This window comes from Paraburkholderia sp. BR14374, from assembly GCF_040948685.1.
GTDB lineage: Bacteria > Pseudomonadota > Gammaproteobacteria > Burkholderiales > Burkholderiaceae > Paraburkholderia > Paraburkholderia youngii.
On record NZ_JBFPKF010000001.1, the window covers coordinates 791,753 to 805,556 of the forward strand.

The following is a 13,804-nucleotide window of genomic DNA, read 5'->3' on the forward strand; positions in this document are numbered from 1 at the left end:
GTGGGCACTCACATAGTCAAGCTGTGAGCTTTTCCTCGAGCGCCCGCTTAGCTTCGGATAGCGCCGGCGGCAGACCGTGTTGCAGTGTGTCAAACAGCTTCGTGTGCAACGCGAGCTCGTCGCGCCATGCAGCGGCGTCGACGGAAATCACCTGCTCGAACTGCTCGCGGGTGAAGTTCAGACCGCTCCAGTCGATGTCCCCATAGTGCGGCGAAATGCCGAACGCATGCTCTTCGCCCTGCGCGGTGCCTTCGATGCGACCGACCATCCAGCTCAGCACGCGCATGTTCTCGCCAAAGCCGGGCCACACGAACTTGCCGTCCGGACCCTTGCGGAACCAGTTGACGCAGAAGATTTTCGGCAGCTTCGCGCTCAGCTGCTGCAAACGCTCGCCGGTCTTCAGCCAATGGCTGAAATAGTCGCTCATGTTGTAGCCGCAGAATGGCAGCATCGCGAACGGATCGCGGCGCACCACGCCCTGCTGGCCAGCGGCCGCGGCGGTGGTTTCGGAGCCCATCGTCGCTGCCATGTAGACGCCCTCGACCCAGTTGCGCGCTTCGGTCACGAGCGGCACGGTGGTCGAGCGACGGCCGCCGAAGATGAACGCGTCGATGGCGACGCCCGCAGGATTCTCCCAGTCCGCATCGATCGATGGGCACTGCGAAGCCGGCGCCGTGAAGCGCGCGTTCGGATGCGCCGCCTTGCGACCGGTTTCCTTTGCGTCGGCCGGCGTCCAGTCCTTACCCTGCCAGTCGATCAGGTGCGCCGGCGGCTCGTCGGTCATGCCTTCCCACCACACGTCGCCGTCGTCGGTCAGCGCGACGTTCGTGAAGATCACGTTTTCCTTCAAGGTGGCGAGCGCGTTGAAGTTGGTCTTTTCGCTCGTTCCCGGCGCAACGCCGAAGTAGCCGGCTTCCGGATTGATCGCGTACAGGCGGCCGTCCTTGCCCGGCTTGATCCACGCGATATCGTCGCCGATCGTCGAGATTTTCCAGCCGTTCAGGCCGGCCGGCGGAATCAGCATCGCAAAGTTGGTCTTGCCGCACGCCGACGGGAACGCCGCAGCCACGTGATGCTTGCGCCCTTCCGGCGAAGTGACGCCGAGGATCAGCATGTGTTCGGCGAGCCAGCCCTCGTCCCGGCCCATCGTCGATGCAATGCGCAGCGCGAAGCACTTCTTGCCGAGCAGCGCGTTGCCGCCATAGCCCGAGCCAAAGCTCCAGATTTCGCGCGATTCGGGGAAATGCACGATGTACTTGGTCTTGTTGCAAGGCCACGACACGTCCTGCTCGCCCGCCGCGAGCGGTGCGCCGACCGAATGCACGCACGGCACGAACGGGCCGTCCTCGCCGAGCACGTCGTACACCTTGCGGCCCATGCGCGTCATGATGCGCATGTTGGTCACGACGTACGGGCTGTCGCTCAACTCGACGCCGATGTGAGCGATCGGCGAGCCGAGCGGACCCATCGAGAACGGCACCACGTACATCGTGCGGCCGCGCATCGCGCCGTCGAACAGGCCGTCGAGCGTCGCGCGCATTTCGGCCGGAGCGATCCAGTTGTTGGTCGGGCCGGCGTCCTCGGCGCGCTGCGAGCAGATGAAGGTACGATCTTCGACGCGCGCGACGTCGGACGGATCGGACCAGGCGAGGTAGGAATTGGGACGCTTGGCGGGGTTGAGTTTCTTCAGGGTTCCTGCTTCGACCATCTGCGCGCACAGGCGGTCATATTCTTCCTGCGAGCCGTCGCACCAGACCACTTGTGCGGGCTTGGTCAGCGCTGCGACGCGCTGGACCCAGTCGATCAGCTTTCGGTGTTTGACCCATGTGGGCGCCTCGATAGTGGGCGGCCCTTCGAACGAGGGAAGATTCATCGACTTGTCTCCGTTTGAAGCAAAAAAAAACGGTACAAGCCCTGGGACGCTGCATGCGAGAGGCATTGAATTCATCACGCCGACGTGCCAATTTCCGACTGCCGGCGCATGATTGCGCAGATCGTCCTGGGCCACACAGCTTGCCAGGCGGAGGCCCGCGTCTACAAGGCTTCTGCAACCTTGTGTAAAGCGGCTTGCCTCAACACGCAACAAACTGCTAAAAACGTTCTCAATTCGCCTTCACGTAGCGCTGCCGTTCTTTTTTGGTGCGGCAACTTCTACGGTAGGGCATCTAGCCAGACCAGCGTGTGACCTAAGTCACATGCTGGGACAGTCAGCATAACATTCGGTTCGCACCACCCGGGTGCGCCGCAAATTACATACCATGAAGATTGCCATCCTCGACGATTACCAGGACGCCGTTCGCAAGCTCGACTGCTTTCAATTGCTGGCCGACCAGGAAGTCAAAGTATTCAACAATACCGTGCGCGGTCTCGGACAACTTGCGAGCCGTCTTGCGGAAGTCGACGCCCTCGTCCTGATCCGCGAACGTACTCGCATCACGTCGCAACTGCTCGATAAGCTGCCGCGTTTGCGGATGATCAGTCAGACCGGCAAAGTGGCGAGCCACATCGATCTGGCGGCCTGTACCGAGCGCGGCATTGCCGTGCTCGAGGGTAGCGGTTCGCCGGTCGCGCCGGCCGAACTGACGTGGGCACTCATCATGGCCGCCCAACGCCGTATTCCGCAATACGTGGCAAACCTTAAGCAGGGCGCCTGGCAGCAGTCGGGGCTGAAGACGTCGGCGCTGCCGCCGAACTTCGGTTTGGGGCAAGTGCTGCGCGGCCAGACGCTGGGGATTTGGGGCTACGGCAAGATCGGCCGGCTGGTCGCCGGCTACGGCAAGGCGTTCGGCATGAACGTGCTGACCTGGGGCCGCGAGCATTCGCGCGAAGCCGCTCGCGCCGATGGCTACGGCGTCGCGGCGAGTCGTGAGGAACTGTTCGAGACCAGCGATGTGTTGTCGCTGCATCTGCGTCTGCACGACGACACGCGTGGCATCGTCAAGCAGGACGATCTGATGCGCATGAAGCCGACCGCGCTGCTCGTGAACACGAGCCGCGCCGAGTTGCTCGAAGAGAACGCGCTGGTCAACGCGCTATCGCACAACCGTCCGGGGATGGTCGCGATCGACGTCTACGAAAGCGAGCCGATCCTGCAGGGCTACAGCCTGCTGCGCATGGAAAATGTGATCTGCACGCCGCACATCGGCTACGTGGAGCGCGAGAGCTACGAGCTATATTTTTCGGCGGCGTTCAAGAACATCCTCGCTTTCGATGCCGGCGATACCGCCAGTGTCGCGAATCCGGAGGCACTGCAGGGCGGGCGTCGGCGGTGATGGGTGGGCGAGGTGGCCGGCGGGTCCGGTGTGTCCCGCCCCGCCCTGCCGCATTCGCTTACCGCGCTTCGTGCGCTCCCGCCTCCATCAATGCGGGGATGCGTTCAAGAAAGACCTCGCCGTCGGCACGGCCAAGGTTATAGGCGTGCACCATTTGCGATGGACTCGTGTAATCCCAACTCGAAATCGGCACCTTGCGCGACGGCTGCACGTAAAGCCGTTGCTGCACGCCGTGTGGCACGACGAACATCTGCGGCCGCGGATAAAGACGCGTGACCATCACGAGCACGTTGCCGGGCGTGTCGGCATCTAGTGCGCCGACCGGCACGTTATCGACCATGCCGCCGTCCAGCACCGGCCGGCCGTTGCGCCGCAGAACCGGCGTGAACGGCGGTGTACTCGACGATTGCAGGATCAGGTCTGCCAACTCGTCGACGCTCGCGCAATCCTGCGCGCGCACGAATTCAGGATGAAAGCCGAGCGTCCGACCAAGCGTCGGATGCAGCGTCTTGCGCAGGTATTTTTCGATGTTGTACGCGACCAGCCCCGCCGCGACCGCGCTTCGCGCGCCGAGCCAGCGCGGCAGATGCGACACGCCGATGCGGATTTCCGGCGCCTGTGCGAGCCTCGAAAACTTGTCGCCATAGATATCGAGCAGCGCCTGCCGGTAGATCCGGTAATGGGGGAACACCGACTCGCCGCGCAGCAGGTTGCCCCAGTAGGCGTTGCGCGTGTTGTGGCGCAACGCGTCCTCGTAATAACGCATGACCCAGTCGGAATCACCGCGCGTGTAAATCATGCAGGCGGTGGCGGCGCCGGCCGAAATGCCGGTGATCACGCGCGGACGGATGTCGAGCCGCGGCTGCACGACGTCCCAGAAACCCGCCTGCCACCAGCAGCGGTTGCCGCCACCGGCGAAAACGACCTGATCGAACATGCTGCTTTTCCTTGCCTTGCTTTGCTCTTGCTACGGTGGATTGGTTGGCCGGCTCGGGTCCGTCGGGCGTTCACTCGAGCAACGCGTAGGTCGTGGTGGCATGAACGGCCATGTTGCCGCCTTCGTCGAACAGTTCGACTTCGCCGAACACGAGATTGCGGCCCATGCGTAGCACGCGCGCCTTGATCAGCACATCGCCCTTGCGGACCGCGCGCATGAAGTTGATGTTCAGCGACACTGTGCTCATCGGCTTGAAGCCGCCGAGCGCGGCGGTGATGGCGACGACCATCGCCGTATCCGCGGCCGCCATGAACACCTGGCCACTGATCATGCCGCCCGAGTGACGCCACTCCCCAGAGAACGGCAGACGCAGCGTGGCGCTTTCCTCGTCGACCTTGACCGGCGTCAGCGTGAGCGCCCGGACCCATGGCGCGAGAACTCGGTCGAGCAACTGGGTAATCTCTTTGTCATCCATGGCAATCCCGGTCGAAAGCCGCGATGCTGCACGCAGCGTAGTGTCCGCGACATGATACCGGCCGCGTTGGACGCGACGATGTTTTCTGGACGGCGGCTTTGTCGAGGGAACGCTCAAGTTCGGGCGATGCGATTCTTTTAATAAAACTGCGAATAGGGCTTGGCAATCTCGAAAAGATGCTGCATAATTTCGCTTCTGTTGGGGCGTTAGCTCAGTTGGTAGAGCAGCGGACTCTTAATCCGTAGGTCGAGTGTTCGAGTCACTCACGCCCCACCACAAGATTCAGCAAAAAGCCCGGTCACTACGACCGGGCTTTTTGCGTTCTGGGCGCAGTTATATCGACCATTCTCTACTCATTTCGCATAATTTCTCTAATTTCCCTCAAGTTTCTCAAACAGCAGCCGACATTCACATGCCCTTCCTTTCCTCACATGAATGGAGGGACGAGTATCAACAAAGGAATAAATTCAAATGATTGGCCAGCGTGCAGCAGAACGTATCAGACTCGCATCTTGAGCGTCGCCAACGAACATTTCCGACGGAGAGCCATCACGAGCGACCGGTCACCCAACTCCCGTCTGCGCGACCATATTCCTGCCACCGGCCTTTGCCGCATACAACGCCTCATCGGCAGCCCGAACGACGGCTCCGACATCCGTCACCCGATCCGGCCGAGACGTGGTCGCGCCGATGCTGACCGTCACTCGCCCAAACTCGCAGCCGTCGTGCGCGATGCCCAGCTCGCCGATCGCCGCGCGGATTTTCTCGCCGACCACCCCGGCGCCGCTCACGTCGGTATCCGGCAGCACCACGACGAACTCCTCGCCGCCGTATCGGCCGACGCAATCGCCCGGCCGCTGGATCACTCCGCGGATGCAGCGCGCGACCGCGGTCAGTGCGACGTCGCCGGCCTGGTGACCATACGTATCGTTGTAGGCTTTGAAGTGATCGATATCGACGAATAGCAGCGACAACACGCTGTCGGTGCGGCGCGCGCGCAGCCATTCGCGATCGAGCGTTTCGCACAGTGCGCGGCGATTGGGCAAGCCGGTGAGCCCGTCCGTGCCGGCAAGCCGTTCGAGTTCGTGCTCCACCTGCTGTCGTCGCCGCAACTCGGCGCCGAGCCACGCCGCCAGCACGATCACGCCGATCCCCAGGATCAGCATCAGCGAACCGATCGTCAGCGCGCGCTTCCACCAGCCCGCGTAGATATCGGCAGTCGAATCGGCGACCAGCACGATCAGCGGCAATTGTGGAATCCGTCTGAACGAGTAGAGGCGCTCGACGCCATCGAGCGGCGAAGACGCGATAAAGCTGCGCTCGTCTTTCGCAAGCAGCCGCTGGAAGAGCTCCGTCTTGCTGATATCGGTGCCGGTTACGTTTCGATCGTCGGGCCGTCGCACGATGATCGTGCCGTCCGTTCTGACGATCGACACCGAGCCGTGCTGCCCTATCCTCAGATCCGCGAACAGGCTGGCGAAATACTCCTGATCGATACCGAGCGCGACGATTCCCGCAAACGATCCATCCGGCCGCGACAGTCGCCGGCTCAGCGCGATGCTGCGCGAACCGGGTCTGAGTCTCGAGTTATACGGCGCGCTGACATAGAGCCCGAAATTCGGATCTTCGCGATGAATCCTGAAGTACTGGCGGTCGGAGAGGTTTCCCCGGCGCGGCACGTCGTTTTCCGAATCGATCACGACGTTGCCCACTGCGTCGAGCACCACCATCGCGCCGACGTATTGCCCGGTCGCCGCGCGATCGAACAGGATCTCGCGCCACAACCGCGGCGAATCGAGCACACCCGGACGGCCGAGGCCCTCGGCGACTGCCTGCAGCGACAGCGAGTACAGCTCGAAATTGCGCGCGATGTCGCGCTGGGTGATCGTCGCGACATCGCGCGTCGAATCCAGTGCACGCGCGATCGCATCTTCGCGGCTCTGATACAGCGTGTAGCCGCACAGCGCGAGCATTGCCAGCACCACGCCGCATCCGGCGCAGATGACGCCATCGCGTGGCACCCGCCATCCGCGCGCCCGTGCGATCAGCAGGCGAAACCGGCCCTTTCTTCGATAGATCATGTGCTCTGCGTTTCCAACGGCGGGAGTCAGTTTGTCGAAGTGCTCACTAGGCTTCCGGTTTGTTGGGACAGAACACTCAGCAGATAGCGAATCCTCCCGCTATCTTCGTCGGACAGGTCGTTCAGGTGCCAGCATTCGAGATCCCGCAGGTTGTCGCGTAGTCGCTTGAACGAGCGCTGCGTCGCATCGACGATCGGCCCAACGTGCAGCAGATACGCAAGCGGAATCACGCACCTGCGCTCGCACCAACCGTCGAATAACGCGAGACACAGCTCGTTCAATTCGTCCGCAATTTTCTGCCTGCTCACATGGGGACCCACATGCACTCCTTCATCCATTCGACTGGCCGCTTCCAGCAGAAACGGAACAGCCTATTGATACTGATGCAAAGCATTCACCGCGCGCTCGATGCATTTAACTTCGTGCGCGTAAGTCGTTAAGCCCTGTATCGCTGGTTTTTCGAGGTCTCGGCCTGTTTATCGAGCCGAATACTTGCGCGCTGCATAGGGACATATCATAGCTATCGATCGGTACAATTTGCCTGATAATTCAGAAATTAATTTTTTGGGTAACGTTTGCGCGTAATTAGCTCGAAATTCAAACGCGTGTTTGTTATCGAATCACCGCGTCGTCGGATTATGTTTTGGTTTCGATTGGGTAATTTCCTTCAATACATGCCCTCGCCGTCTCGTTACCGTTGAGCGTCGCAATTCATTCGCACACTCACGTTTCGAGGCATCCGATGACCGCATTACTTTCGATGGCCGCGTTCGCGCTCGCCAGTTCCATTTCTCCCGGCCCGGTGAACGTCGTCGCGCTGAGCGCCGGCGCGCAGCACGGGCTCGCCGCGAGTCTGCGGCACGTCACTGGCGCGACGGTCGGTTTCACGTTGCTGCTTCTGTTGATCGGCCTTGGCTTGCACGAATTGCTCGCGCGCTTTCCCAATCTGATCGAGATCGTCAAATGGGCGGGCGTTGGCTTTCTGCTCTATATGGCCTACAAGCTCACCATCGATAACGGCCAGCTCGGCGCGGGCAAGCTGGCGCGTGGGCCGTCGTTCGCGCACGGCGCGGCGATGCAATGGCTCAATCCGAAGGCGTGGCTCGCATCGCTGGCCGGCATGGGCGCATATGCGGCAGGCGGCGACGGCGGGCTCGTCTGGCAATTCGCGGCGCTGTACTTCGTGCTCTGCTATCTGTCGATCGCGAGCTGGGCCTATGCCGGCACGTTTTTGCGCAGGCATCTGCGTGAGGCGAAACGAGTCCGGGTGTTCAATCGCGTGATGGCGGCGCTGCTCGCTCTCAGTGCGATGTATCTGCTCGTGGAGTGACCTGAGTCGCGCCTGCTTGCCGATGCGGCTTCACCACGCGGCGTCATGCTCAGCTGCGATATTGCCCCGGCGTTGCCGCCACCAGCCGCTTGAAGGTGCGCTGCAAGTGCGCCTGATCGGCGAAGCCTGCATCGAGCGCGACATCGGCGATCAGCGCGCCGCGCCGCAGTTGCGCACGACTGTACTGGATGCGTCGGTTGATCAGATACGCGTGCGGCGTCATGCCGTAGCGCAGCTTGAACGCGCGTATCAGATGTGAAGCGGACAGCCCGGCAGCTGCGCATACGTCGTCGAGTTTCAGCGCGCGTGTGCAGTTTTCGGCGATGTACTCCGCGGCACGCGCGAGCTGGCCGCTCGCGGCACGCTCGGGCAGGCTCGCCGGATTGAGCGTTTGCTGCACGTTCGAGAAGAAAGTGATGGCCGCGCTTTCCTTGCGCAGCGTGTCGATGTCGCCATCGTTGCTGGCGAGAATCGCGCACAGCCGGTTCAGGCCATCGAACAACGCGGCGTCGAGCGTCATGATCTGCGAAAACGCGCGGAACGCATGGTTCTCGTTGAAGCCCAGCTCGTGCTGAAGTTTCGTGAACCAGGCAACGTCGACGTGCAGCATCCGGTACGACCAGCGCTCGCCGGCAACCGGGTTGCACGCGTGCACATCGTCGGGGTTCATCATCACGACGGCGCCCGCGCCGATCCATTCTCGCGCGTGGCGGTTCAGATACACGCTGCGTCCGCCCGTCACCGCGCCGATCGAAAACGTTTCGTGCGAATGCTTGGCGTAGCAGACCTTGCGGCCATCGTCGATCGAGCGTGCTTCGATGAACGGTAGCGCGTCGCTACGCCAGAAGCGCGGCGCGTCCGCGCCTATTGCGCGCGCGGTGTTTGCAGCGCTCGCCTCTTCGATCGTCTCGCTCATGCGCGCTCTCCGGTTGATCCGCCGACTTCGCCGTTGTCTGCGACTTCGCGAAGCCTCCGTATCGTAGCCGTCAAACGCCCGACCAACAAGCGAACGCGCGACGCCGCCCGCAAACGGCGCCGCCGGCCGAACGCGACGCGATTACTTGGCGCTGACGTCGATATTGCCGAGATATTTCGCGGCGAGCGTCTTTACCGTGCCATCGGCTTGCACCTTCGCAATCGCAGCGTTCAACTGATCGCGCAGCGCGGTATCGCCCTTGCGAATGCCATAGGCGATGCCGCTGCCGAGAATCTTGTCGTCACGCACCGGTTGACCGACGAACGCATAGCCCTTGCCTTCGGGCTTCGACAGAAAGCCCGTTTGTCCGGCCGGCGCGAGGACCAGCGTGCCGTCGAGACGGCCCGCGGTCAGATCGGTATAGACCTGGTTCTGGTCCTGATACGGCAGCACGGTCACGCCGGCCGGTTCCCAATGCACCTTCGCGAAGGTCTCCTGAATCGAGCCTTGCAGTACGCCGATGCGCTTGCCCTTCAGCGACTCGGGCGTCGGCTGCAGACCGCTGTCGCTGCGCGCGATCAGCTGCGACGGCACGCGATAGACGACGGTCGTGAAATCGATCGCCTGACGGCGCTGTTCGGTCGCGTTCATCGCCGAATTGATCGCGTCGAACTTGCGGCCCTGCAGCGCCGGAATCAGGCCGTCGAACGAGGTTTCGACCCATTTGCACGTCATATGCGCGGCCGCGCAGACCGCGTTGCCCACGTCGATATCGAGCCCTTGCAGTTCGCCGTTCGGTCCTTTCGATTCGAACGGCGGGTACTGCGCTTCGAGGCCGAAACGCAGCGTCGCGGTATCGGCGGCGCTGGCGGCCGACCATGTGGCAAGCGACGCGCCGGCACAGGCCAGCGCCAACAAGCACTTAAGAATCTTCATAACGTCTCCCTTCTTTCTTCGAATACCTTGATCACTTCGATACGTGGAGTGTCCTCTCGCGCGCTCAGATTTCACACAAACGCCGCGCGCCTTCGAGCAGCGTCGCGTCGTCCTTCGAGAAACTCAGGCGAATCAGCCCCGAATCCGTGCCGTCGGTGTAGAACGCCGACAACGGAATCGTCGCGACGCGCGCATCGCGGATCAGGCGCAGCACGAAATCGCTGTCGCTTTCATCGGAGAAGCCGCGGAACCGGGCGAGCATAAAGAAACTGCCTTCGCTCGGCAACAACTCGAAGCGCGATTCGCGCAGCGCATGCGCGAGCAGATCGCGCTTCTTCTGATAGAAGTCGGACAGGCCGAGATAGCTGTCGCGATTGGCGAGCGCGTCGACGAACGCGTGTTGCATCGGCGTATCGGCGGAGAACACCATGAACTGGTGGACCTTGCGGATTTCGTCCATCAGCGCGGCGGGTGCGAGGCAATAGCCGACGCGCCAGCCGGTCACGTGATACGACTTGCCGAACGACGACACGATCACGCTGCGCTCCGCGAGTTCGCGATGGCGCGCCATGCTCTGATGCTTCGCGCCGTCGAACACGACGTGCTCATAGACCTCGTCGGACAGAATCACGATGTCGGTATTGCGCGTGAGCGCCTTCAGCCGCGCGATATCGGCGTCGCTAAAGATCATCGCGGTCGGATTGTGCGGCGTGTTGACGATGATCATGCGCGTCTTCGGCGTGATCGCCGCGGCGACCTCGTCCCAGTTCACGCGGAAGTGATCGAGCGACAGCTTGATCGCAACCGGCTTCGCGCCCTGCAGGCGCACGATCGGGCCATAGCTGTCGAACGACGGCTCGAAGTAAATCACTTCGTCACCCGGATGCACGAGCGCGCTGATCGTCGAGTAGAGCCCTTCGCTCGCGCTCGCGAGCACCGTCACTTCGCTGGCCGGGTCGTAGCGCACGCCGTATAGCGTTTCCACCTTGTCCGCGAGCGTTTCGCGCAGCGCGACGATGCCGGCCATCGGCGCGTACTGGTTGTGACCGGCGCGCATCGCCTGTGCGACGCCGTCGACGAGCTTCGGGTCCGGCGCGAAATTCGGTGCGCCCTGCGACAGGTTCAATGCATCGTGTTGCGCGGCCAGCTGGCCGATCACGGTAAAAATGGTGGTGCCGACGTCCGGCAGTTTCGAGCGGGCTTGCGTGGCGCTCTGCATAAGACTTTCTCCCTTTCTTCAGCCGCGGCGGCCGCACGAAACGGCGGCGGCGGGGCGTTCCTTCCAGTGGGGTGATTAGGCATCAGCCAAAGAACGCTCACAATCGAAACTTTGTCATGCGCGGCATGCGTTTTCGTCATGGCTCGCGGTAGGCCGCTGCGCGCCGGGGTAAGCCAGCGGGATCATGGTTTGTGGGGAGGCGGTGGCGAATGCGGGAACCCGCGTAGCTATGAAGGAATGTGATGCTGAGCGGTTTGCCTACGAAAACGGCCGCAGACGCGGCCGTTTTCGAGTTATCGGACTTTCAAGGAAAGCCGGCGCTGCGCTTGAATCACGCTTCGTCCATCAAACGGACCTTGACCTTACGCCCCTTCAGCTTGCCCGCGCTGAGCCGGCGCACCGCCTCGCGCGCGATGCTGCGCTCCACCGCGACATAAGTCGACATGTCGGTCACGTTGATCTTGCCGATCTGCGAACCCGCGAAACCGGCGTCGCCGGTCAGCGCGCCGAGCACGTCGCCGGGACGGATCTTGTCCTTGCGGCCGCCGAGAATCTGCAGCGTTTCCATCGGCGGCAGCAGCGGGTCGTTGCTGGCCGCCTTCAGCTCGGCCAGCTTGTGCCACTCGACGTCGCGCTTGTGCGCCTGCTCGATCCCGCCGACACGCCCCATCTCTTCCATGCTCGCGAGACTCAGCGCCCAGCCTTCCTGGTCGGCCCGGCCCGTGCGGCCGATGCGGTGCGTGTGCACTTCCGGGTCCGGCGTCACGTCGACGTTGATCACCGCTTCGAGTTGCGCGATATCGAGGCCGCGCGCGGCTACGTCGGTCGCGACCAGCACCGAGCAGCTGCGGTTCGCGAACTGGATCAGCACCTGATCGCGCTCGCGTTGATCGAGTTCGCCGTGCAGCGCGAGCGCATGAAAGCCTTGCGCGCGCAGTACGTCGAGCAGATCGCGGCACTGCTGCTTCGTGTTGCAGAACGCGATCGTGCTGACCGGACGGTAGTGATTCAACAGCAGGCCGACCGCGTGCAGACGCTCGTCTTCGGTCACTTCGTAGAAACGCTGACGGATCTTGCTGTCGTCGTGCCGCTCGGCGAGTTTCACTTCCTTCGGGTTTCGCAAGAATTGCTGGCTCAGCTTGGCGATGCCCTCCGGGTACGTCGCCGAAAACAGCAGCGTTTGCCGCTCTTTCGGGCATTGCCGCGCGACCTTCGCGATGTCGTCGAAGAAACCCATGTCGAGCATGCGGTCGGCTTCGTCAAGCACGAGCGTGTTCAGCGCTTGCAGCACGAGCGTGCCACGTTCGAGGTGATCCATGATACGGCCCGGCGTGCCGACCACGACGTGCGCGCCGTGTTCGAGGCTCGCCGTCTGCGGACGCATCGGCGTGCCGCCGCACAAGGTCAGCACCTTGATGTTTTCTTCCGCGCGCGCGAGACGGCGGATTTCCTGTGTGACCTGATCGGCGAGTTCGCGCGTCGGGCAGAGAACCATCGCCTGCGTGTCGAACTTTCGCGCGTCGAGGCGCGCAAGCAGCGCCAGCGAAAACGCCGCGGTCTTGCCGCTACCGGTTTTCGCCTGAGCGATCAGATCATGGCCAGCGAGCGCGATCGGCAGGCTCGCGGTTTGGATCGGCGTCATTTCGAGGTAGCCGAGCTGCGTCAGGTTCGCGAGCGTCGCGGGCGGGAGCGGCAGTTCGCTGAATGCGGCGCCGGCGGGGGTGGGACTATTCATAGGGTCGTCTGTAGAAATCGCGATTACTCGGCCATCGGGCCATGATCGGGGCGGCCCGGCAGCTGCTCGTACAGCACCTCGCCGTCGTCGCCGTCGAAACGCTCGACGTAGTTGCGCGCGCCGCACAGCGGACAGCGGAACAGGAGCCCCTGGCCTTCGTTCTTGATGACGACGTCGGATTGCTCCCACTGCGCGCCGCAGGACTGGTTTCTACAGGTGAACACGTTGATTCTCCAACTGGATTCGATGATCGATCGGCAAGGTCGCTCGCGCGGCCTTGCCGTGTATGGGGTTGTTGCGCCGGCGCCGCGTCGTGCCTTCGAAACGCACGACGACGGCCGGCATAGCGTCAGCCGAGATGCGTATGCCGCGGACGCGGCACGGCCACATCCATGTCGGTCAGGCCGTGCACGATGCCGCAGTCTTCGACCGGATGCTCGCCGTGGCATTGGTCGCGCAGTGTCGTCAGTTGCGCCTTCAATTGATGCAGTTCTTCGATACGCGTGTCGACATGCGCAATGTGCTCTTCGACCAGCGTATGCATGCCGCCGCAGCCGTTCGCCGGCGCGTCGGTCAGACGCAGCAATGCGCGGATTTCGTCGTGGGTCATGTCAAGCGCGCGGCAATTGCGGATGAAACGCAGGCGCTCGACGTGCTTCGCCGTGTAACTGCGGTAGTTGGCTTCGGTGCGCTCCGCCTCGGGCAGCAGGCGCTCTTTTTCGTAAAAACGGATGGTTTCCGTCGTGCAATGAGCGATTTTCGCCAGTTCGCCGATTTTCATGGACCTTTCCTCCACGCGGCCTTGACCTTGTAGTGGCTTCAAGGTGTTTACTAGACCACAAATCGCACGAGGAAGCCACCAATGCCTGAAGTCAACCCTTTTGTCACCGATCGTCCAGAAGT

At 62.5% G+C, this 13,804-nt stretch carries 13 protein-coding genes and 1 tRNA gene; 3 read left to right on the forward strand and 11 right to left on the reverse strand.

Annotation, left to right across the window (positions count from 1 at the left end; genetic code table 11):
• Window positions 1-16: 16 nt before the first annotated feature.
• Window positions 17-1,873: a phosphoenolpyruvate carboxykinase (GTP) gene (locus AB3X86_RS03585; RefSeq protein WP_368594937.1), complete on the reverse strand. Its 1,857-nt coding sequence runs from the start codon at window positions 1,871-1,873 to the stop codon at window positions 17-19.
• Window positions 1,874-2,258: 385 nt separating this feature from the next.
• On the opposite strand from AB3X86_RS03585, the gene AB3X86_RS03590 reads away from it, so the two are divergent.
• Complete coding sequence (locus tag AB3X86_RS03590; protein ID WP_368594938.1) at window positions 2,259-3,272, forward strand: D-2-hydroxyacid dehydrogenase family protein; 1,014 nt, start codon at window positions 2,259-2,261, stop codon at window positions 3,270-3,272.
• Between the two features lie 58 nt (window positions 3,273-3,330).
• On the opposite strand, the gene AB3X86_RS03595 is transcribed toward AB3X86_RS03590, so the two are convergent.
• Window positions 3,331-4,209 (reverse strand): patatin-like phospholipase family protein, encoded by an 879-nt coding sequence (locus AB3X86_RS03595; protein ID WP_368587352.1) that lies wholly within the window; start codon window positions 4,207-4,209, stop codon window positions 3,331-3,333.
• A 70-nt stretch (window positions 4,210-4,279) separates the two neighbouring features.
• Entirely contained in the window at window positions 4,280-4,684 is a 405-nt protein-coding gene (locus AB3X86_RS03600) for a PaaI family thioesterase (RefSeq protein ID WP_176122373.1), read from the reverse strand.
• 200 nt (window positions 4,685-4,884) lie between these two features.
• Between AB3X86_RS03600 and AB3X86_RS03605 the strand changes: the two genes are divergently transcribed.
• Window positions 4,885-4,960, forward strand: a tRNA-Lys gene (locus AB3X86_RS03605).
• Between the two features lie 287 nt (window positions 4,961-5,247).
• Here AB3X86_RS03605 and AB3X86_RS03610 read toward each other — a convergent pair.
• A complete protein-coding gene (locus tag AB3X86_RS03610; RefSeq protein ID WP_368594939.1) occupies window positions 5,248-6,765 on the reverse strand; it encodes a diguanylate cyclase in 1,518 nt (505 codons plus the stop codon).
• A gap of 26 nt (window positions 6,766-6,791) precedes the next feature.
• Entirely contained in the window at window positions 6,792-7,085 is a 294-nt protein-coding gene (locus tag AB3X86_RS03615) for a hypothetical protein (protein ID WP_368594940.1), read from the reverse strand.
• 422 nt (window positions 7,086-7,507) lie between these two features.
• Here AB3X86_RS03615 and AB3X86_RS03620 point away from each other — a divergent pair, with 422 nt between their 5' ends.
• Window positions 7,508-8,095 (forward strand): LysE family translocator, encoded by a 588-nt coding sequence (locus AB3X86_RS03620; RefSeq protein ID WP_368594941.1) that lies wholly within the window; start codon window positions 7,508-7,510, stop codon window positions 8,093-8,095.
• Between the two features lie 49 nt (window positions 8,096-8,144).
• Here the strand turns inward: AB3X86_RS03620 and AB3X86_RS03625 are convergent, their stop codons facing one another.
• From AB3X86_RS03625 to cadR, 6 genes are all read right to left on the reverse strand, one after another.
• Window positions 8,145-9,011: an AraC family transcriptional regulator gene (locus tag AB3X86_RS03625; protein WP_368594942.1), complete on the reverse strand. Its 867-nt coding sequence runs from the start codon at window positions 9,009-9,011 to the stop codon at window positions 8,145-8,147.
• 141 nt (window positions 9,012-9,152) lie between these two features.
• Entirely contained in the window at window positions 9,153-9,947 is a 795-nt protein-coding gene (locus tag AB3X86_RS03630) for an ABC transporter substrate-binding protein (protein WP_176109853.1), read from the reverse strand.
• A 64-nt stretch (window positions 9,948-10,011) separates the two neighbouring features.
• Entirely contained in the window at window positions 10,012-11,166 is a 1,155-nt protein-coding gene (locus AB3X86_RS03635) for a pyridoxal phosphate-dependent aminotransferase (protein WP_368594943.1), read from the reverse strand.
• A 331-nt stretch (window positions 11,167-11,497) separates the two neighbouring features.
• Window positions 11,498-12,901 carry an ATP-dependent RNA helicase DbpA gene (gene dbpA, locus AB3X86_RS03640; protein ID WP_368594944.1) on the reverse strand — a complete coding sequence of 468 codons (1,404 nt, stop codon included), beginning with the start codon at window positions 12,899-12,901 and terminating at the stop codon, window positions 11,498-11,500.
• A 23-nt stretch (window positions 12,902-12,924) separates the two neighbouring features.
• A complete protein-coding gene (locus AB3X86_RS03645) occupies window positions 12,925-13,125 on the reverse strand; it encodes a hypothetical protein (RefSeq protein ID WP_176109856.1) in 201 nt (66 codons plus the stop codon).
• Between the two features lie 125 nt (window positions 13,126-13,250).
• The gene (gene cadR / locus AB3X86_RS03650; RefSeq protein ID WP_176109857.1) at window positions 13,251-13,682 is read right to left on the reverse strand and encodes a Cd(II)/Pb(II)-responsive transcriptional regulator; all 432 of its coding nucleotides are present in this window, start codon (window positions 13,680-13,682) and stop codon (window positions 13,251-13,253) included.
• Between the last annotated feature and the right edge of the window lie 122 nt (window positions 13,683-13,804).